Annotated in this window: 15 protein-coding genes; 6 read left to right on the forward strand and 9 right to left on the reverse strand. The window is 64.0% G+C overall.

Annotated elements, in window-relative coordinates:
- Positions 1-35 precede the first annotated feature (35 nt).
- Positions 36-1,925, reverse strand: a complete 1,890-nt coding sequence (locus tag UB48_RS03280) for a propionyl-CoA synthetase (protein ID WP_045194061.1) — start codon at positions 1,923-1,925, stop codon at positions 36-38.
- A 142-nt stretch (positions 1,926-2,067) separates the two neighbouring features.
- On the opposite strand from UB48_RS03280, the gene UB48_RS03285 reads away from it, so the two are divergent.
- Entirely contained in the window at positions 2,068-3,360 is a 1,293-nt protein-coding gene (locus UB48_RS03285) for a leucine-rich repeat-containing protein kinase family protein (RefSeq protein ID WP_045194062.1), read from the forward strand.
- Positions 3,361-3,425: 65 nt separating this feature from the next.
- Here UB48_RS03285 and UB48_RS03290 read toward each other — a convergent pair whose 3' ends face one another.
- The 3 genes from UB48_RS03290 to UB48_RS03300 form a co-directional block, all read right to left on the reverse strand.
- Positions 3,426-4,133 (reverse strand): YebC/PmpR family DNA-binding transcriptional regulator, encoded by a 708-nt coding sequence (locus tag UB48_RS03290; RefSeq protein WP_045194063.1) that lies wholly within the window; start codon positions 4,131-4,133, stop codon positions 3,426-3,428.
- Positions 4,134-4,227: 94 nt separating this feature from the next.
- Positions 4,228-5,619 carry an FAD-dependent oxidoreductase gene (locus UB48_RS03295; protein ID WP_045194064.1) on the reverse strand — a complete coding sequence of 464 codons (1,392 nt, stop codon included), beginning with the start codon at positions 5,617-5,619 and terminating at the stop codon, positions 4,228-4,230.
- Positions 5,620-5,637: 18 nt separating this feature from the next.
- Entirely contained in the window at positions 5,638-6,954 is a 1,317-nt protein-coding gene (locus UB48_RS03300) for an MFS transporter (RefSeq protein WP_045194065.1), read from the reverse strand.
- 192 nt (positions 6,955-7,146) lie between these two features.
- Between UB48_RS03300 and UB48_RS03305 the strand changes: the two genes are divergently transcribed.
- Complete coding sequence (locus UB48_RS03305; RefSeq protein WP_045194066.1) at positions 7,147-8,016, forward strand: LysR family transcriptional regulator; 870 nt, start codon at positions 7,147-7,149, stop codon at positions 8,014-8,016.
- A 325-nt stretch (positions 8,017-8,341) separates the two neighbouring features.
- On the opposite strand, the gene UB48_RS27210 is transcribed toward UB48_RS03305, so the two are convergent.
- The 3 genes from UB48_RS27210 to UB48_RS03320 all read right to left on the reverse strand — a co-directional run bounded on the left by UB48_RS27210 (position 8,342) and on the right by UB48_RS03320 (position 11,796).
- Positions 8,342-8,563: a cold-shock protein gene (locus UB48_RS27210; protein WP_082075381.1), complete on the reverse strand. Its 222-nt coding sequence runs from the start codon at positions 8,561-8,563 to the stop codon at positions 8,342-8,344.
- Positions 8,564-8,980: 417 nt separating this feature from the next.
- Positions 8,981-10,264 carry a Zn-dependent hydrolase gene (locus UB48_RS03315; RefSeq protein ID WP_045194068.1) on the reverse strand — a complete coding sequence of 428 codons (1,284 nt, stop codon included), beginning with the start codon at positions 10,262-10,264 and terminating at the stop codon, positions 8,981-8,983.
- Positions 10,265-10,308: 44 nt separating this feature from the next.
- Positions 10,309-11,796 (reverse strand): NCS1 family nucleobase:cation symporter-1, encoded by a 1,488-nt coding sequence (locus tag UB48_RS03320; RefSeq protein ID WP_045194069.1) that lies wholly within the window; start codon positions 11,794-11,796, stop codon positions 10,309-10,311.
- A 331-nt stretch (positions 11,797-12,127) separates the two neighbouring features.
- On the opposite strand from UB48_RS03320, the gene hydA reads away from it, so the two are divergent.
- The 4 genes from hydA to UB48_RS03340 all read left to right on the forward strand — a co-directional run bounded on the left by hydA (position 12,128) and on the right by UB48_RS03340 (position 16,817).
- On the forward strand, positions 12,128-13,573 hold the full coding sequence (gene hydA, locus UB48_RS03325; RefSeq protein WP_045194070.1) for a dihydropyrimidinase: 1,446 nt from the start codon (positions 12,128-12,130) through the stop codon (positions 13,571-13,573).
- Positions 13,574-13,669: 96 nt separating this feature from the next.
- Positions 13,670-15,037, forward strand: a complete 1,368-nt coding sequence (locus UB48_RS03330) for an NAD(P)-dependent oxidoreductase (protein WP_045194071.1) — start codon at positions 13,670-13,672, stop codon at positions 15,035-15,037.
- The gene (gene preA / locus UB48_RS03335) at positions 15,034-16,311 is read left to right on the forward strand and encodes an NAD-dependent dihydropyrimidine dehydrogenase subunit PreA (protein WP_093387493.1); all 1,278 of its coding nucleotides are present in this window, start codon (positions 15,034-15,036) and stop codon (positions 16,309-16,311) included. The genes UB48_RS03330 and preA overlap by 4 nt, the downstream gene beginning before the upstream one ends.
- 122 nt (positions 16,312-16,433) lie before the next feature.
- Positions 16,434-16,817 (forward strand): DUF2784 domain-containing protein, encoded by a 384-nt coding sequence (locus tag UB48_RS03340; protein WP_045194073.1) that lies wholly within the window; start codon positions 16,434-16,436, stop codon positions 16,815-16,817.
- A gap of 154 nt (positions 16,818-16,971) precedes the next feature.
- Here the strand turns inward: UB48_RS03340 and tam are convergent, their stop codons facing one another.
- Together tam and UB48_RS03350 are read right to left on the reverse strand one after the other, a co-directional pair.
- The gene (gene tam / locus UB48_RS03345) at positions 16,972-17,736 is read right to left on the reverse strand and encodes a trans-aconitate 2-methyltransferase (protein WP_045194074.1); all 765 of its coding nucleotides are present in this window, start codon (positions 17,734-17,736) and stop codon (positions 16,972-16,974) included.
- A 62-nt stretch (positions 17,737-17,798) separates the two neighbouring features.
- The gene (locus UB48_RS03350) at positions 17,799-19,253 is read right to left on the reverse strand and encodes a PLP-dependent aminotransferase family protein (protein WP_045194075.1); all 1,455 of its coding nucleotides are present in this window, start codon (positions 19,251-19,253) and stop codon (positions 17,799-17,801) included.
- Positions 19,254-19,338 lie beyond the last annotated feature (85 nt).

Below are 19,338 nucleotides of genomic sequence, written 5' to 3' on the forward strand. Positions count from 1 at the left end.
ATCTGTGGGCGCTGGCTTGACCCGCGATGAAAGCCCTACCCAACCCGCGCCAGGCTCGCCAACACCGCTTCAATCTCCACCAACACCGCCGGATCATCCAGGGTCGAAGGCGGTGTATACGGCTGCTGATCGGCAATCTTGCGCAGCACCGCGCGCAGGATCTTGCCCGAGCGGGTCTTGGGCAGGCGCTTGACCACCCGCACCTGGTTGAAACAGGCCAACGCACCAATCTGCTCGCGCACGCTGGCCACCAGCTCGCTCTGCAACTGCGCCTGGGCAATGTCCTGGCCGTCCTTGAGCACCACCAGCGCCAGCGGCACCTGGCCCTTGATCTCGTCGTGCACGCCGATCACCGCGCATTCGGCCACCGCCGGATGGCGGGCCACCAGGTCTTCCATCTCGCCGGTAGACAGGCGATGGCCGGAGACGTTGATGACGTCGTCGGTGCGGCCCATGATGTAGACGAAACCGTCTTCATCCAGATAGCCGCCGTCGCCGGTGTGGTAATAGCCGGGGTAGGTCTTCAGGTAGGCATCCAGGTAGCGCTGGTGGTCGCCCCACAAGGTCTGGCTGCAGCCAGGCGGCAGCGGCAAGGCAATGACGATCGAGCCTTGCTGGTTGGCGCCGAGCAGATGCCCGTCATCATCCAGCACCTGTACGTTGTAGCCCGGCACCGCCCGGTTGCTCGAGCCCGGCCGCGCTGCACTGCCCTCCATACCCACGCACGGTGCGGTCACCGGCCAGCCGGTTTCGGTCTGCCACCAGTGGTCGTGGACGGTCTTGCCGCTGGTCGCCTCCAGCCATTGATGGGTGCTGGAATCAAGCTTCTCGCCGGCCAGAAACAGCTGGCGCAGGGAGCTCAGGTCATAGCGGCGCAGCAATTCGCCGCCGGGGTCTTCCTTGCGGATCGCGCGCATGGCGGTGGGCGCGCAGAACAGGCCGTTGACCCGGTACTGCTCGACCACCCGCCAGTAGGCGCCGGCATCCGGGGTGCGGATCGGCTTGCCTTCGTAGAACACCGTGGTGCAGCCATTCATCAGCGGCCCGTAGACGATCAGCGAATGGCCAACCACCCAGCCAACGTCGGAAATCCCCCACCACACGTCGCCCGCCTGCATGCCATAGATGTGGCGCATGGCAAAACTCAGGGCCACGGCGTTGCCGCCGTTTTCGCGCACGATCCCCTTGGGTTTGCCGGTGGTGCCCGAGGTATACATGATGTACAACGGGTCAGCGGCGGCCAGTTCCACCGGCGCCACTGCTCTGGCCGTGGCCACCGCTTCGAGCCAGTCGAGGTCGCGGCCTTCGACCAGGGTTGCGGTGGCTTGCGGGCGTTGCAGCACCAGCACCTGGCGCGGCTGGTGTTTGGCCAGCTGCAAGGCGCGGTCGACCAGCGGCTTGTAGTCGACGACCCGGTCGAATTCCAGCCCGCACGAAGCAGTCAGCAGCAGGGTGGGCCGGGCATCGTCGATGCGCAGCGCCAGCTCGTTGGCGGCAAAGCCGCCAAACACCACCGAATGCACCGCGCCGATACGCGCGCAGGCGAGCATGGCCATGGCCGCCTGGGGCACCATGGGCATGTAGATGATCACCCCGTCGCCCTTCTCGACCCCAAGCTCGCGCAGCAAGCCGGCCAGGCGCGCCACTTCATCGCGCAGCTGGTTGTAGCTGAACTGCTGCTGGCTGCCGGTTACCGGCGAGTCGTAGATCAGCGCGGTCTGCTCACCACGGCCCTGTTCGATCTGATGGTCGAGGGCCAGGTAGCAGCTGTTGAGGCGACCGTCGGCGAACCACTGGTGGCTGCCATCGGCATTTTCAACAAGGGTTTGCAGGGGCTTGCGGTACCAGGCCAGGTGATCGGCCTGTTCGGCCCAGAAGGCGGCAGGATCGGCGATGGAGCGGGCGTAGCTGTGCTGGTATGTCATCGAATGTAGAACCCTGAACTTGTTGTTATTAATAAAGGGCGAGCTTCGAGTATGGACCGCAGTTGTCAGTCTGCCATGGGACTTAAGTCGCATCTTGCCGGTATGATGACCGGCGTTTATTTACGAGCCTGCCGCCAACCCCATGCATACCCTTGAAGACCTCAAAGCCGGCCGTCTGGCGGGCATTACCCGCCTCGACCTGGCCTGCGGGCTGGAACACTTCCCCCGGGAAATTTTCGACCTGGCCGACAGCCTGCAGGTACTCAACCTGACCGGTAACAACCTAAGCGACCTGCCCGGGGACCTGGGCCGGCTGCACCAGCTCAAGGTGCTGTTCTGCTCGCAAAACCGCTTTCGCCACCTGCCCGAAGGCATCGGCCAGTGCCCGATGCTGGAAATGGTCGGGTTCAAGAGCAACCAGATCGAGCAGGTCAGCGGCGCGGCGCTGCCACCACGGCTGCGGGCCCTGGTGCTGACCGACAACCGCATCGAAACCCTGCCCGAAGCCCTGGGCGATTGCCCGCACCTGCAAAAGCTGATGCTTGCCGGCAACCGCCTGCGCGAACTGCCGGCAAGCCTTGCGCGCTGCACCAGGCTTGAACTGCTGCGCCTGTCGGCCAACCGGCTGCCGGCCCTGCCCGACTGGTTGCTGCAGATGCCGCGCCTGGCCTGGCTGGCCTACGCCGGCAACCCCATGGCGGCGGGCTACTGCACACCGCAAGATCCTGGCCATTGCCAGGTGATTGACTGGCAGCAGATCGACCTTGAACAGGTATTGGGCCAGGGCGCGTCCGGGGTCATTCACCAGGCCCGCTGGCAGCAGCAGAGCGCACCGGTGGCGGTCAAGCTGTACAAGGGCGAGATCACCAGCGACGGCTTGCCGCTCAACGAAATGAGCGCCTGCATTGCCGCTGGCGATCACCCGCAACTGGTGCGCCTGGCCGGGCGTATCGACAACCACCCGCAGCAACTGCCGGCGCTGGTGATGCAGTTGATCGAGCCGAGCTGGTTCAACCTGGCCGGGCCGCCGAGCCTGGATTCATGCACCCGCGACTGTTATCCGCCCGAGCGGCGTTTGCGCCTTGCCAGCGTGCGGCGCCTGGCCGCTGCCATTGCAGCGGTAGGCGCGCATTTGCACGGGCACGGCATCACCCATGGCGACCTGTATGCGCACAACGTGCTGTGTGACGAGCATGGCGACTGCTTGCTGGGGGACTTTGGCGCGGCGTCGTTCCATCCGCTGGATGGCAGCGTGACGACTGAAGCGCTGCAGCGGATCGAGGTGCTGGCGTTCGGGGTGTTGCTGGGGGAATTGCTGGCGTGTTGCGAGGGCGATTGCGAGGTGTTGAAGGCACTGCAGCGGGATTGTGTGCAGCCTGAGGTGATGCGCCGGCCAAGCTTCGACGAGGTCTGTCAGCAACTTCGCGGCGTTTGAATCGCTGGCAAGCCAGCTCCCACAGGTCCGGTGCATGCTGTACCTGTGGGAGCCGAAGGCTTACATCAACCCGCCAGACCTACATAGACGTTCTGCACGTCATCGTTATCGTCGATGGCTTCCAGGAAGGCTTCAACCTCTGCCATCTGCTCATCGCTCAGGGTGCTGACCGGGTTTTTCGGGGTGTAGCCGATTTTTGCCGAGACCACGGTGAAGCCTTGACCCGGCAGGGCTTTCTGCACGGCGTCGAGGTCGGTGGTGTCGGTGATGAACAGGGTCGCGCCCTCTTCTTCGCCTTCGGCAAAATCCTGGGCGCCGGCTTCGATGGCGGCCATTTCCGGGTCAGCGTCAGGGCTGGCCGGCGTGGCTTCGATCAGGCCGACATGGTTGAAATCCCAGGCCACCGAACCCGAAGCGCCCAGCTGGCCCTTGCGGAACAGCACGCGGATTTGCGCCACGGTGCGGTTGACGTTGTCGGTCAGGCACTCGACGATCAGCGGCACCTGGTGCGGGGCAAAACCTTCGTAGGTGACGGCGGTGTACTGCACCGCGTCGCCGTCCAGGCCGGCACCCTTGCGGATGGCACGTTCAAGGGTCTCGCGGGTCATCGAAGCCTTCTTGGCTTGCTCGATGGCCAGGCGCAGGCGCGGGTTCATGTCCGGGTCGGCGCCGGACTTGGCCGCGATCTGGATCTCTTTGGACAGCTTGCCCATGATCTTGCCTTTGGCGTTGGCTGCGACTTCTCTATGCTTGGCTTTCCACTGTGCGCCCATCTCGACTCTCTTGTTTCAGGTGCCGGTTCAGGTAGCGACCGGCCAAAGTGGCAAGCAGTTTATACGCTCCGCAGGCCATCGACAAAAAAACCCTTCAGCCCTTGTCGGCCTTGCCCGCAGCAGCGGCAAAACGCGCCAGGCGCACGTCAAGGTGGCGCGGGCGGCGGCCGTTGTCTTCGGCCTGCTCCTTGCGACGGATGGCATTGCGCACCATCAGCGAGCCCAGGTAGCGGATCGGCTCCGGCGGGAAATAGCCCAGCGGGCCGTTGACCAGCGGCGAGCGGGTCCATGGGTTGTCCAGGCCCAGGGCCAGCGACGAAAGGATCTGCCCGCCCATGTGGCAGGGGCCGACGCCGCTGCCCGAGTAGCCAAAGCCGTAAAACACATTGCCCTGGCCATTGAGCCGGCCAAAAAATGGCAAGCCGGTCACCGAACGGTCCGACGGCCCGTTCCAGGTCGCGGCAACCGGCACCTGGGCCAGGGCCGGGAAGAACTCGCCAAGGCTGCGGCGCAGCAACGGCTCATAGGGCGAAGGCTGGTCGAACACCGGCAGCATCCGCCCGCCATAGGCGAAGGTATTGCCGCCCTTGCCGAGCATCAGCCGGCCATCACTGGTGTTGTGGTAGTAATGCACGAAGATCCGCGAATCGAGCACGCTGATGCCGCTGGTCAGGCCGATCTGCTCGAGCAACTGCGGTTGCGGCTCGGTGATGATCATGTCGCTGGAGACGATCGCCACGCTGCGCTCGAACTGCGGGAAGGCCCGCGCCATCCAGGCGTTGAGGGCCAGCACCACGCGACCGGCGCGGATGTTGCCACGGGCGGTTTCGACCAGCGCCTGCGGCCCTTGCTGCAAACCGCTCATGGCCGTGCCCTCATAAATGCGCACGCCCTTTTGCAAAGCGATCCGGCGCAGGCCGCGCACCAGTTTGCCCGGCTGTACCGTGGCAGCGGCCGGCGAGAACCAGCCTTCCAGGTGCTTGGCCGAGCCTGCCAGACGCTGCACCTGCGTAACCGCCAGGCGCCGGAACGAGTTGATGCCCTGGCGCTCAAGCGCTGCAATCACGCCATCGGTGGCGCCGACCTGGGCGCGACTGGTGGCCGTGTACAAGGTGCCGTCCAGGCGGTAGTCGGCGTTGATGCCATGGGCCTGGCAGAACTCGCCGATGGCGTAGATGCTCTGCTCCGAAGCCTTGACCAGGCGCACCGCCTCCTGCGCCCCGAACAGCCGTTCGAGGGTGAAGTACTTGGCCGACCACGACAGCGCGCAGCCGCCGTTGCGCCCGCTGGCGCCGGCGCCACAGATGTCGGCCTCGATCAGCACCACATCCAGCGCCGGGTTGTGCTCCTTGAGCATGAGCGCCGTCCACAGGCCGGTGTAGCCGCCACCGACGATGCACACCTGGCAGTCGGTATCAGCCGCCAGCGGCGGGCACGCGGGTGCAACTTCCTGGTCCAGCGCCTGTTGCAGCCAGAACGGTCTCATGTCGGTTTCCTTATAGGTTCAAGTACGCAGCGGTTTGATCGCCATGGCCGTGTTGGGGGCAACGGCCGGGGTGTGCTCGGGGCTGGCCGGGCGGCTGTTCCAGTGCGGCAGCAGCACCAGGGCGGAAAACAGCGCGCAGCCGGCAAAGACGATGAACACCGTGACGCTGTCGAAGTAACCCGGCAGCAGGCCGCCGAGAATCGCCCCGACCGAACCACAGCCGTTGACGAAGCCTGCGGCAGTGGCGCCGGCCTTGGCGGTGCCGAAGTCGATGGCGGCAGCGCCGCTGATCATCGAGTCTGGCCCGTACAGGGTCAGGCCCATGACAAACAGCAAAGCCACCACCAGCAATACGCTGCCGGTATGCAGGGCGGCCATGAACAGCCCGAGCACCACGGTCAGCACCACCAGGCTGATCACGCAGGCCGGCATGCGCCGGGCGCCGAAGAGTTTGTCCGAGGCCAGGCCAATCATGATCGGGCCGAGCAAGCCGGCCAGCTCGAAGGCGGTGGGGATGATTGCCGCGCCAACCTTGCCCACCGACGGCATCTGTTCGAAGACGATTACCGGGCCCCAGAGCAGAATCGCGTAGCGCGCAGGTTTTAACAGAAAGTACGCCAGCCCCAGGGTCAGCACCGTGCGGTTGCGCAGGATCTCGCGCAACGGCGCCCAGATGCTGCAGATCGTCGAGCCCGGCAGCATGCTTTCGGGCTCCGGCTCCACCGCCGGCAAACCGACGTCTTCAGGCTTGTTGCGCTGGAAGATGAAGAACAGCACCGCTACCAGCGCCACCACCGCCGCGCTGGAGATGAACGCCGCATGCCAGCTGCCGATCAGGGTGTAGGCCCACCAGCCAGCAAACGGCGAGGCCACCAGGCCGCCAAAGGCATAGCATGAACTCCACAGCCCCAATACCCGACCGCGCTGGGAGGACGGGAAGAAGCTGCCGATGTTCTTGCACAGCCCGGCCCAGCCGGTCGATTGCGCCAGGCCCTGGACCAGCATGCAGGTAGCAAAGATCGGGAAGGTCGCGTAACTGCCCATCACCACGGCAGCGGCGGCAGAAATCACCAGGCCGCCGAGCACCACCACCCGCGGGCCGAAGCGGTCGGCGAGCATGCCCCAGGTAAATTGCCCGAATGCGTAGGCGGTCAGGTAGATGGCGTCGAGGTTGGCCATGGCCATTTTGTCGAGGGTAAAGCTTGGGTCTTCGGCGATGCCGAGCTTGGCCACCGAAAAGGCTTTGCGGGTGAAGTAGAACGCGGCGTAGGCCAGCCAGGTGATGGCAAAAATCTGCACGCGCCAACGTTTGATATCTGCAACGTGTTTGTTCATGGTGGGATCTGACCTCGAGAGCTGAGTGTGCCGGCAGAATTTGAAAAAAAACGCCTGTCTTGTTGTTGTGTTGCGCACTGCGTGACGGCCGGTCGAACCCGTCACCTGCTCAGATAGAAACAATTACTGACTGATAAATAAAATCGATTTATCGTATTTCACAAATAAGCTCAGCTTGTAACAGGTGCTGCGATGTCGGTGTCCCACGCTCAGTTGAAGGCTTTTCACGCAGTTGCCCTGCACGGCAGCTTCACCCGCGCCGCCGAACGGTTGTTCCTGACCCAGCCGGCGATCTCCGACCAGGTGCGTAAACTCGAAGAACGTTTCGGGGTTTTGCTGTTTCACCGCAACAAGCGTTCGGTGCAACTGACCGATCTGGGCGAGCGTTTACTGGCGATCACCCAGCGCTTGTTCGTCTGCGAGGCCGAAGCCCATGAGCTGCTGCAGGATTCGCGCGCCTTGCAGACCGGCACCCTGGTGCTGGCGGTGGATGCGCCGGTGCACGTGCTGCCGCAGATTGCGCGCTTCTGCCAGCAGTACCCGGGGATCAGCGTCAAGGTCGAGACCGGCAATACCGACGAGTCGCTGCTGCGGCTGTTCAACTACCAGGCCGACCTGGCCCTGCTCGGCCGCGACGTTGATGATGACCGGCTGCTGTGCGTGCCGCTGCGCAGCGACCCGATGGTGGCCTTCGTCTCGCACAACCACCCCTGGGCCAGCCGTGGTTCGATCAGCCTGGCCGACCTTGACGACACGCCAATCGTGCTGCGTGAACCGGGTTCGGTCACCCGCCAGACCCTGGAAGAAGAAATGGCCCGCGCCGGCCTGCGCATCCGCGCGGCGATCCAGGTCGAAGGCCGCGAAGCGGCGCGCGAGGCGGTGGTGGTGGGGATTGGTGTGGGCGTGGTGTCGGCCGCCGAGTTCGGCGCCGATGCGCGGGTGTGTGCGTTGCCGATTGTCGATTGCCAGCGGCGTTTGACCGAGACCCTGGTGTGCTTGCGCGAGCAGAGCTCACGGCGGCTGGTGGCGACGTTTTTGCAGATGGTGCAGGACAGCCTCTGAAACCACGGCGCGGCTATCGCCGGCAAGGCCAGCTCCCACAGGTCCTGGTGTGCACCGATTCATTTGACTGCCCCCAAAGATTGGCTTGGTGATCCACTTCTTGGATAAAGTCCACCATTCGATCGCTGGCTTAACCAGCGATCGAATGGTGAGAAGCGCCCAACACATGAAAATCGTGAAGTCATTTGGCTTCGCGATCAGCGGCACCAAAATTAAAAAGCTTATCAACTTACCACGCCACTGCGGCAAGTTGATCGGCGATTATTCAGAGCGGTAAAATAAGTCGCCCCCTCTTCCTTTTCATCTTGAAGGTGGCCTGGGGCGCTTACAGTGGCGTGACATTTTTTGCTACCCGCCCTTTAGGTCCAGCCTCGATGGTGTAAGTAACTACCTGGCCTTCGCGCAGGTCCTCAATTCTAACAGAGACTACGTCCGCGCTTGAGAAATAAATATCGCCATCAACGTCTTGAATAAATCCAAAGCCTTTATCTGTTAAGCGTCGGATACGTCCGTTATGCCTTTCAGTATCAGCAGAATCCTCGTTCATTTTGAAACCTCCTGATTACCTCACGTAGTGCCCGCCCAGAACGGATACCTTCACTGGCAACACTAGTGCCTCATGGCGCGCAGGCACAACTAACAAAAATGTCAGCTCTCAAGAACAAGAGGAAATATTGCTTATTTGAAAACAGCTAAACTTTATATATCTCGACTACTTAATCGGCACTGAAGCGGTGTAAAGGTATTGCCGCCTGCCAACCAAATCCAAAGGCCTTTTATTCGATACTCGCAAACTCGCTTAGGGCACCTACAAATGCGAGCGGGAGCCGTTCAACCCGGCACCCGTTCGCATATTCATGCACAAAACCACCGGCAAGGCTCCCACAATGGATCGGTGTACACCAAACCCTGTGGGAGCCGGTGTTGCCGGCGATGAGGCCAGCAAAAGCGCCTGCAGTTCAGCTCAAGCCGCCTCCCTGCCCCGCGCCAGCGCCTGGGCCGCCGCTAACATCGAGCGCAACAGCACCGCGCAGCCATCGGCCAGGTCTTGCGGCGCGGCATTCTCGATTTCGTTGTGGCTGATGCCGCCCTCGCAGGGGACGAAGATCATCCCCGCCGGGCCCAGTTCGGCGACGAAGATCGCATCATGCCCGGCGCCACTGACGATATCCATGTGCGACAACCCCAGGCCCTGGGCTGCGCTGCGCACCGCCTGCACGCAACCCTCATCGAAGTACAGCGGTGGAAAGTCTGCGGTCGGCGTCAGGCTGTAGGTCAGCCCATGCTGCTGGCAGGTGCTGCTGATCACATCCTTGACCTGGGCGATCATCGAGTCGAGCCGCGCCGGCTCCAGATGCCGGAAATCCAGGGTCATGCGCACCTCGCCAGGAATGACGTTGCGCGAGCCGGGATAAGCCTGCAGGCAACCGACCGTGCCGCAGGCGTGGGGCTGGTGCTCCAGGGCCACGCGGTTGACCGCCGCCACCACCGCGCTGGCGCCGACCAGGGCGTCCTTGCGCAGGTGCATCGGCGTTGGCCCGGCGTGGGCCTCGACGCCGCGCAGGGTCAGGTCGAACCACTTCTGCCCGAGCGCGCCAAGCACCACGCCGATGGTCTTGTGCTGGTCTTCAAGAATCGGCCCCTGCTCGATATGCGCTTCGAAATAGGCGCCCACCGGATGACCACTGACCGCCCGCGGCCCGGCATAACCAATGGCGTTAAGCGCCTCGCCGACGCTGATGCCGTCGGCGTCGGTCTTGGCCAGGGTCTGGGCCAGGGTGAATTTTTCGGCAAACACCCCCGAACCCATCATGCACGGAGCAAAGCGCGAGCCCTCTTCGTTGGTCCACACCACCACTTCCAGCGGCGCTTCGGTTTCGACCTTGAGGTCGTTGAGGGTGCGCAGCACTTCCAGCCCGGCCAGCACGCCAAAGCAGCCATCGAACTTGCCACCGGTGGGCTGGGTATCGATATGGCTGCCGGTCATCACCGGCGGCAATTGCGGGTTGCGCCCCGAGCGGCGGGCGAAGATGTTGCCGACGCCATCAATGCTGACGGTGCAGCCGGCCTCTTCGGTCCACTTGACGAACAGGTCGCGGGCCTGGCGATCGAGGTCGGTCAAAGCCAGCCGGCAAACGCCACCCTTGACCGTGGCGCCAAGCCGGGCCAGCTCCATCAGCGACTGCCACAGGCGTTCGCCGTTGATATGCCGTTGGGTCGATTGCAGAACATCCTGAGCGGTTTGCATGTGCGTCTCCTGCATCACGTGCCTGGCCTCTGCGGGCCATGGGCTTACACGGTGGGTTTGAGGTTGGCCGTGCGGGCGGCCCTGAGGCTGCCGAGGGCGTAGTAGATCAGCCCGCCCAGGGCAGAGCCGGTGAACCAGCCAAAGTCGTAGAACCAGCTGAAGGCGCTGCTGTGCAGCGACAGCAGGGTCAGCGCCACCGGCACGCCGAAGGCAATGAAGCCAGCGGCGTTCCAGGCCGGGTAGACGTCGTCGCGGTACAGGCCGGCGAGGTCCAGGGTCTGTTTGCGGGTGATGAAGTAGTCGACCACCATAATCCCGGCTATCGGCCCGAGCAGGCTCGAATAGCCCAGCAGCCAATTGGAATAGACGCTCTCCAGGCTGACGTCGCTGACGATCCAGCCGAGCTTTTTCAGCAGCTCATGGCCCATCAGCAGCAAGCCCACCAGGCCGGTGAGCAGCACCGCCGTGGTGCGGCCGATCCATTTGGGCGCCAGGTTCTGGAAGTCATTGGTCGGCGAGACGATATTGGCTGCGGTGTTGGTCGACAGCGTGGCGATGATGATCAGGGCCATGGCCAGCGCCACCCACATCGGGCTCTGGATATGGCCAATGAGGCTGACCGGGTCGGACACGGTTTCACCCACCAGCGAGGCAGAGGCTGCGGTCAGCACCACGCCGAGGGCGGCGAACAGGAACATGGTCAGTGGCAGGCCGAAGATCTGCCCGAGGATCTGGTCCTTCTGGCTTTTGGCGTAACGGCTGAAATCGGGGATGTTCAGCGACAGGGTGGCCCAGAAACCGACCATCGCAGTGAGCCCGGCAAAGAAGTAGCCGTAGACGCTGGCGCCCTCGGGGCGCTTGGGCGGCTGGGCCATCAACTCGCTGATCGAAACGTTGGGCAAGGCCCACACCAGCAGGCCCGCTCCCACCAGTACCAGCAGCGGCGCCGACAAGGTTTCCAGCCATTTGATCGACTCGGCGCCGCGCAGCACCACCCACAGGTTCAGGCACCAGAACAGCATGAAGCCGATCACCTCGCCGGTGCCGCCGAGGGCTTTCCAGTCCGCCGACAGCGAGCCGAGAAACAGGTGAATGGCCAGGCCGCCGAACATCGTCTGGATGCCGAACCAGCCGCAAGCCACCAGGGCGCGGATCAGGCACGGTACGTTGGAGCCGATGATGCCGAAGGACGAACGCAGCAGCACCGGAAAGGGAATGCCGTACTTGGTACCGGGAAAAGCGTTCAAGGTCAGCGGGATCAATACCACGGTGTTGGCCAGCAAAATCGCCAGCAGCGCCTCGCCCACGGTCAGGCCAAAATAGGCGGTGAGCACGCCGCCCAGGGTGTAGGTCGGCACGCAGATCGACATGCCGACCCACAGCGCGGTGATGTGCCATTTGTTCCAGGTGCGCTCGTGCACCTTGGTCGGGGCGATGTCGTGGTTATACCTGGGGCTGTCGAGGACGTCGCTGCCGGCGTCGAGTTCGAACAAGCCGTCGCGTTCGCTCACCTGCGATCTGGTCTGCTGCATGGCCGCTCCACTGTTGTTGTGTTTTTGGGAGTTGGTTGCATTGCACGGGCATGTGGGCAATCACGGTTGCCCATGAGAAATCTTGACCATTTCTACAACCTGTCAAGAACGACAGGACCACTGGTCGTTTTCCCTCAGCACCACTCAAATCATATAACTCTTATAAATCAGTAAGTTAACCTTGTTATATGCATATAAATTAAATATTTTCCCTATCTGAAATCGCCGACTAGATTCATTTCCTGACAGCGATGCCAGGTTTTCGCCTACGCTGAAAAAAGTACAAAACCTAGAACCGGTAACAACCGGTCAAGCCTGCGAGGAGCATCTGATGACGCTTATGATTCGTGGCGCCACCCTGATTACCCATGAAGAAAGCTACCGCGCCGATGTCTTGTGTGCCGCCGGTGTGATCAAGGCCATCAGCCCTGACCTTGAGGTGCCAGCCGGCTGTGAAGTGCTCGACGGCAGCGGCCAGTACCTGATGCCCGGCGGCATCGACCCGCACACCCACATGCAACTGCCCTTCATGGGCACCGTGGCCAGCGAAGACTTCTACAGCGGCACTGCCGCGGGCTTGGCCGGCGGTACCACCTCGATCATCGACTTCGTGATTCCCAACCCGCAGCAGTCCTTGCTCGAAGCCTTCCACCAGTGGCGTGGCTGGGCCGAGAAGTCGGCCAGCGACTACGGCTTTCACGTCGCCGTGACCTGGTGGAGCGAGCAGGTGCGCGAGGAGATGGGCGAACTGGTGCGCCTGCACGGGGTCAACAGCTTCAAGCACTTCATGGCCTACAAGAACGCGATCATGGCCGCCGACGACACCCTGGTCGCCAGCTTCGAGCGCTGCCTGGAGCTCGGCGCGGTGCCGACCGTGCATGCCGAGAACGGCGAACTGGTCTATCACCTGCAACGCAAGCTGATGGCCCAGGGCATTACCGGGCCGGAAGCGCACCCGCTATCAAGGCCCTCGCAGGTCGAAGGCGAAGCCGCCAGCCGCGCCATTCGCATCGCCGAAACCCTCGGCACGCCGCTGTACCTGGTGCATGTTTCGACCCGCGAAGCCCTGGATGAAATCACCTACGCGCGCAACAAGGGCCTGCAGGTCTACGGCGAAGTGCTGGCCGGGCACCTGCTGCTGGATGACAGCGTCTACCGCCACCCCGACTGGCAAACCGCCGCCGGTTACGTCATGAGCCCGCCGTTCCGCCCGCGCCAGGACGGCCACCAGGAGGCGCTGTGGCACGGCCTGCAATCGGGCAACCTGCACACCACCGCCACCGACCATTGCTGCTTCTGCGCCGAACAGAAAGCCGCCGGGCGCGACGACTTCAGCCGCATCCCCAACGGTACTGCCGGCATTGAGGACCGCATGGCAGTGCTGTGGGACGAAGGGGTCAACAGCGGCAAGTTGTCGATGCAGGACTTTGTCGCCCTGACTTCGACCAACACCGCGAAGATCTTCAACCTGTTCCCGCGCAAGGGCGCCCTGCGCGTCGGTGCCGACGCCGACCTGGTGCTCTGGGACCCGCAAGGCACACGGACCATCTCGGCGGCCACGCACCATCAGCAGGTGGACTTCAACATCTTCGAAGGCAAGACCGTGCGCGGCATCCCCAGCCACACCATCAGCCAGGGCAAGCTGGTCTGGGCCAACGGCGACCTGCGCGCCGAGCGCGGCGCCGGGCGCTACATCGAACGGCCGGCGTACCCGGCGGTGTTCGACCTGCTCAGCAAGCGGGCCGAGCATTCCCGGCCGGTCGCCGTTAAGCGCTGAAGAGCATCGCGGGTCAAGTCGGGTCGCCGCACCGACTTGACCCGCGATGGAAGGCAAAGCCTTCCCCAAAAAAAATAAAAAAATGAGGAACCCACCGTGATCGATTCCCTCAACCACCTCCCCCGACCGTCCGAAAGCAACGCCACCCTCGCCGAACACTTCAGCGACCTGGCGCCAGCGTTGAACGCCCGCCAGGCCGCGCTTGAAGCCTCACGCTGCCTGTATTGCTACGACGCGCCTTGCGTCAACGCCTGCCCCAGCGAGATCGACATCCCCTCGTTCATCCGCAACATCCACCAGGAGAACGTCCAGGGCGCGGCGCAGAAAATTCTCTCGGCCAACATCCTCGGCGGCAGTTGCGCGCGGGTGTGCCCCACCGAGATTCTCTGCCAGCAGGCCTGCGTGCGCAACAACCACCAGGAGTGCGCGCCGGTGCTGATCGGCCTGTTGCAGCGCTATGCCGTGGACCACGCCGAGTTTGCCCAACACCCGTTCCAGCGCGCCGCCAGCACCGGCAAACGCATTGCCGTGGTCGGCGCCGGCCCGGCGGGGCTGTCGTGCGCTCACCGCCTGGCCTGGCACGGCCATGACGTGGTGATCTTCGAAGCCCGGGACAAAGCCGGCGGCCTCAATGAATACGGGATCGCCAAGTACAAGCTGGTCGACGATTTCGCCCAGCGCGAGCTGGACTTTGTCCTGCAGATCGGCGGCATCGAAATCCGCCACGGCCAGGTACTGGGCGACAACCTCAGCCTGGCCGAGCTGCAACTGCAGTTCGACGCGGTGTTCCTCGGCCTGGGCCTGAATGCCGTGCGCCAGCTAGGCCTGGCCAACGAGGCAGCACCGGGCATGCTCGCCGCCACCGAGTTCATCCGCGAACTGCGCCAGGCCGATGACCTCACCACCCTGCCCGTCGCCGACCGTTGCATCGTCCTCGGTGCCGGCAATACCGCCATCGACATGGCCGTGCAGATGGCCCGCCTCGGCGCCCGCGACGTCAACCTGGTGTATCGCCGTGGCGTCGAGGACATGGGCGCCACGGCGCACGAGCAACACATCGCCAAGGACAACCAGGTACGCCTGCTGACCTGGGCCCAGCCCGAACAAGTGCTGCTCGACGATCAGGGCCGGGTGCGCGGCATGCGCTTTGCCCGCACGCAGTTAAGCGATGGCCGCCTGCAGCCAACCGGCGAGACCTTCGAACTGGCTGCCGACGCGATCTTCAAAGCCATCGGCCAGGCCTTCGATGCCAGCGCCTTGAGCGACAGCAGCGGCCAGCAGCTGGCCCGCGAGGGCGAGCGCATTCGCGTCGACGAGCAGCTGCGCACCAGCCTGCCCGGCGTCTATGCCGGCGGCGACTGCACCCAGCTCGGCCAGGACCTTACCGTCCAGGCCGTGCAGCACGGCAAGCTGGCCGCCGAGGCCATGCATGCGCACCTGATGCTCAATGTGGAGGCTGCATAATGGCTGACCTTTCGATCGAATTCGCTGGCATCAAGGCGCCCAACCCGTTCTGGCTGGCCTCCGCACCGCCCACCGACAAGGCTTACAACGTGGTCCGTGCCTACCAGGCCGGCTGGGGTGGCGTGGTCTGGAAAACCCTGGGCGAAGACCCCGCCGCAGTCAACGTCTCGTCGCGTTACTCGGCGCATTACGGGGCCAACCGCGAGGTCATGGGCATCAACAACATCGAGCTGATCACCGACCGTTCGCTGGAAATCAACCTGCGCGAAATCACCCAAGTGAAGAAGGACTGGCCAGACCGCGCACTGATCGTCTCGCTGATGGTGCCCTGCGTCGAAGAATCCTGGAAAGCCATTTTGCCGCTGGTCGAAGCCACTGGCGCCGATGGCATCGAGCTCAACTTCGGCTGCCCCCACGGCATGCCCGAACGCGGCATGGGCGCGGCGGTCGGCCAGGTGCCGGAGTACGTCGAACAGGTCACCCGCTGGTGCAAGACGTACTGCTCGCTGCCGGTGATCGTCAAGCTGACACCGAATATCACCGACATCCGCCAGTCGGCCCGCGCCGCCCATCGTGGTGGCGCCGACGCAGTGTCGCTGATCAACACCATCAACTCGATCACCAGCGTCGACCTCGAACGCATGGTTGCCCACCCCATTGTCGGCGACATGAGCACCCATGGCGGCTACTGCGGCTCGGCGGTCAAGCCGATCGCCTTGAACATGGTTGCCGAAATCGCCCGCGACCCGGCCACCCACGGCCTGCCGATCTGCGGTATTGGCGGCATCGGCAGCTGGCGTGACGCAGCCGAGTTCGTCGCCCTCGGCTGCGGCGCGGTGCAGGTGTGCACGGCGGCGATGCTGCATGGCTTTCGCATCGTCGACGAGATGAAGGACGGCCTCTCGCGCTGGATGGACAGCCAGGGCTACCGCAGCCTCAAGGAGTTCCAGGGCCGCGCCGTGGGCCACACCACCGACTGGAAGTACCTGGACATCAACTACCAGGTGGTGGCCAGGATCGACCAGGCGGCGTGCATCGGATGCGGGCGCTGCCACATCGCCTGCGAAGACACCTCGCACCAGGCCATCGCCAACCTCAAGCAGACCGACGGCAGCCACCGCTACGAGGTGATCGACGCCGAATGCGTGGGCTGCAACCTGTGCCAGATCACCTGCCCGGTACAGGACTGCATCGAGATGGTCCCGCAGGACACTGGCAAGCCGTTCCTCGACTGGCTGCATGACCCACGCAACCCCTATCGCGAAGCGTCCTGAGGCAGGCAGCAAAAACAGCGAGGGAGGCCTGGCGGCTCTCCCTCGCTGAAGGCAATCGTAGCGCTGCACGAATGCCTATATCATGACGGTTACAGGAATATCCCCACGAGGAAGGAATCGTCATGCTTTACCGCCTGGGCGCCGATGGTCTGGTGCTGTTTCACTTGTTGTTCATTGTCTTCGTGCTGTTTGGCGGTTTGCTGGTGCTCAAATGGCGCGGTGCGATGTGGTGGCATCTGCCGGCGATGAGCTGGGGCATGGCCGTGGAGTTCTTTCACCTCACCTGCCCGCTCACCGAGTGGGAAAACCGCCTGCGCCAGGCCTCGGGCCTGGCCGGTTATGAAGGCGGCTTCATCGAGCACTACATTTGGCCGATCATCTACCCGGCGGGGCTGACGCCTGGCATCCAGCTGGTGCTCGGCTCGGTGGTGGTGCTGGTTAACGGCCTGGTCTACCTGCACGTAATGCGCCAGTGGCAGGCGCGGCGTCAGCAGCGCATTGCCTAGGGTTTGTACGAAAAGTCGCCGAGCGGCGATCAGGCAAGGCGAAAACAGGCGAGGAACGGCCGGGGTCGCGCACGACTTTTCGAGTTGTAAATGAGCATTCCGAGCCTGTTTTCAACGCAGCATGATCGTCGCGCAGGCACTTTTCGTACAAAGTCTAGCGTGTAGCAACGATAAACAGGCGCGGAAACGGCAACAGCACCGTGCCATCGGCGGCAGGCGGATACGCCTGCTCCATCGCCTGCAGGTAATACTGCAGAAAATCTGCCTGCTCCTGGGCATCCAGCGCCGCCAGATACGGCCGCAATGCCGAGCCCTTGAACCACTCCACTACCGCCGGCGCGCCGCCTGCCAGCGGGTGGTAATAAGTGGTGCGCCAGACGTCCACGCGCCGGCAATGGGGGCTGAGCACATCGTAGTAATAGGCCGCAGTGTGCCGTGGCGGCAGTTTCAGGTCACCGACCTTGCCGGCCCAGCTACCCAGTTTGGCGATCTCGCGAAGCTGGCGGTGGGCCGGTTCGTCGAGGTTGTCCGGGGTCTGGATCGCCAGGCTGCCACCGGCCGTCAGTTGACGTACCAGCTGCGGGTACAACAGCGCGTGGTCGGGCAGCCATTGCAGCGAGGCGTTGGCGAGGATCACATCGACACCCTCATCGACGCTCCAGCTAGCGATATCAGCCACTTCGAAGGCCAGCTGCGGCAAACGCTGGCGGGCGGCGGCGATCATGTCTTCGCTGCTGTCCAGGCCGGTCACCTGCGCCTCGGGATAGCGGCTGGCGAGCACTTGCGTGGAGTTGCCCGGGCCGCAGCCCAGGTCCACGGCGCTGGCGACTGTGTGGTTGGGCAGCGCCGCCACCAGGTCGCGCACCGGGCGCGTGCGTTCGTTCTCGAAGGTGCTGTATTGCGCAGCTGACCAGGTCATCGCAGGTTCCTTTAGTGGCCTTGGGAAATCGAGCGTGTCCTAGCATGCCGGTTACCCGCCGATTAAGAAACCTCGCGCAGCAATGCCGCCAGTTTGCGCCCGGCAAAACGCAGCTGCGCATCGCTCAGGGCGGTGAAGCCGATCATCACCGCAGGCCGCAGTTGCACCTGCTGGCAGAAGCTGCCGATCGGTTGCAGTTGCAGGCCCTGGTCGGCGGCGCGCTGGCAAAAATCCTGCTCATCCGCCCCTGCCGGCAACCACAGGACAAAGTGCAAACCGGCTTGCTGGCCGCTGACCTCATAACGGCCCGGCGCATGCTCGGCCAGGCAGGCGAGCAGCAGGTCGCGGCGCTGCTGATAGGCCTGGCGCGCCTGCCTCAGGTAGCGTACGAAGCTGCCATTGGCCAGGTACTCGGCCAGGCCCAGTTGCTCGGTAACCCCGACCGCGCCGCCGGTGCCCTGCAGGGTCGCCAGCAACGGTGCGCGCAGGCTCGCCGGCACCAGCATGAAACCCACGCGCAGACCGGCGAACAGGGTCTTGTTGAAACTGCCGCAGTAGATCACCCGGTCGCCGTGATCCAGGGCCTTGAGCGCCGGCAGCGGTGCGTTGTTGTAGTTGAATTCACTGTCGTAGTCGTCTTCGACGATCCACGCCTCGGCACGCTTGGCCCAGTCCAGCAGCATCAGCCGCCGCGACACCGACAGGGTCACGCCCAACGGCGACTGGTGCGCCGGGGTCACGCAGGCCAGGCGGGCATCCAGGTGACGCTCAAGCGCTTGCGCGTCGATGCCCTCGGCGGTTACCGGCACCGCCACCACCTGCGCCCCGGCCCGCGCAAACAGCGACCTGGCGGTGCGGTAGCCGGGGTCTTCGACACAGGCCTTGTCGCCCGGGCGGATAACACTGCGCGCCAACAGGTCGATGCACTGGCGGATGCCGCTGGTGACGATCAAGTCCTGGGCAGTGCAGCGGATGCCGCGATAGCGGCGCAGGTAGTCGGCGATCTGCTCGCGCAGGGCCGGCAGCCCGGCCGCATCCGGCGAGCTGAGCAAGGCTGCCGGCGCTGTCGCCAGGGCCTTGGCCAGCGACTGGGACCAGGCCTTGAGCGGGAACAGCGCCGGGTCGGCCAGGCGCGCGACAAACGGCACACCCACCTGCACACCGGCGCCGCTGGCCGTGCTCGGTGCGCTGAGCGGCTGGCACGCCGGCGCCGCTGCCGGCTCACTGCCAGCAGCGATAAAGGCGTCAGGCACCACTGCACACACCCGGGTACCGGAGCCGGCCACCCGGTTGACATAGCCCTCATCGCGCAGACGCTCGAACACCAGCTCCAGGGTGCCCCGCGACAGCTGCCAACGCTCGGCCAGGGTGCGCGTCGAGGGCAAGCGGCTGCCGGCCGCCAGGCGCTTGTCGAGGATCGCATCGCGCAGGGCGGCATAGGCGCCTTGCTGCTTGCCCTGGGCCAATGCCGTGGGCAGCGGGAGATCGAGGGCGATGGCGGCTTTGCCTGTGCGCATAGTGGTCCAATCAGGTTTGTTCTTAATGGCGCTGCCGATTAAACCACATTGGCCGTTAAGGTCTGCGCATCGATCACAAGGAACC

This window comes from Pseudomonas sp. 2(2015) (genome assembly GCF_000955865.1).
Lineage (GTDB): Bacteria > Pseudomonadota > Gammaproteobacteria > Pseudomonadales > Pseudomonadaceae > Aquipseudomonas.

Coding starts and splice junctions, on each gene's coding strand:
- tam (WP_045194074.1), bottom strand. CDS start 17,736: ATGACCTGGTCAGCTGCGCAATACAGCACCTTCGAGAACGAACGCACG.
- UB48_RS03320 (WP_045194069.1), bottom strand. CDS start 11,796: ATGCAGCAGACCAGATCGCAGGTGAGCGAACGCGACGGCTTGTTCGAA.
- hydA (WP_045194070.1), top strand. CDS start 12,128: ATGACGCTTATGATTCGTGGCGCCACCCTGATTACCCATGAAGAAAGC.
- UB48_RS27210 (WP_082075381.1), bottom strand. CDS start 8,563: ATGAACGAGGATTCTGCTGATACTGAAAGGCATAACGGACGTATCCGA.
- UB48_RS03280 (WP_045194061.1), bottom strand. CDS start 1,925: ATGACATACCAGCACAGCTACGCCCGCTCCATCGCCGATCCTGCCGCC.
- UB48_RS03315 (WP_045194068.1), bottom strand. CDS start 10,264: ATGCAAACCGCTCAGGATGTTCTGCAATCGACCCAACGGCATATCAAC.
- UB48_RS03285 (WP_045194062.1), top strand. CDS start 2,068: ATGCATACCCTTGAAGACCTCAAAGCCGGCCGTCTGGCGGGCATTACC.
- UB48_RS03350 (WP_045194075.1), bottom strand. CDS start 19,253: ATGCGCACAGGCAAAGCCGCCATCGCCCTCGATCTCCCGCTGCCCACG.
- UB48_RS03290 (WP_045194063.1), bottom strand. CDS start 4,133: ATGGGCGCACAGTGGAAAGCCAAGCATAGAGAAGTCGCAGCCAACGCC.
- UB48_RS03340 (WP_045194073.1), top strand. CDS start 16,434: ATGCTTTACCGCCTGGGCGCCGATGGTCTGGTGCTGTTTCACTTGTTG.
- UB48_RS03305 (WP_045194066.1), top strand. CDS start 7,147: ATGTCGGTGTCCCACGCTCAGTTGAAGGCTTTTCACGCAGTTGCCCTG.
- UB48_RS03295 (WP_045194064.1), bottom strand. CDS start 5,619: ATGAGACCGTTCTGGCTGCAACAGGCGCTGGACCAGGAAGTTGCACCC.
- UB48_RS03300 (WP_045194065.1), bottom strand. CDS start 6,954: ATGAACAAACACGTTGCAGATATCAAACGTTGGCGCGTGCAGATTTTT.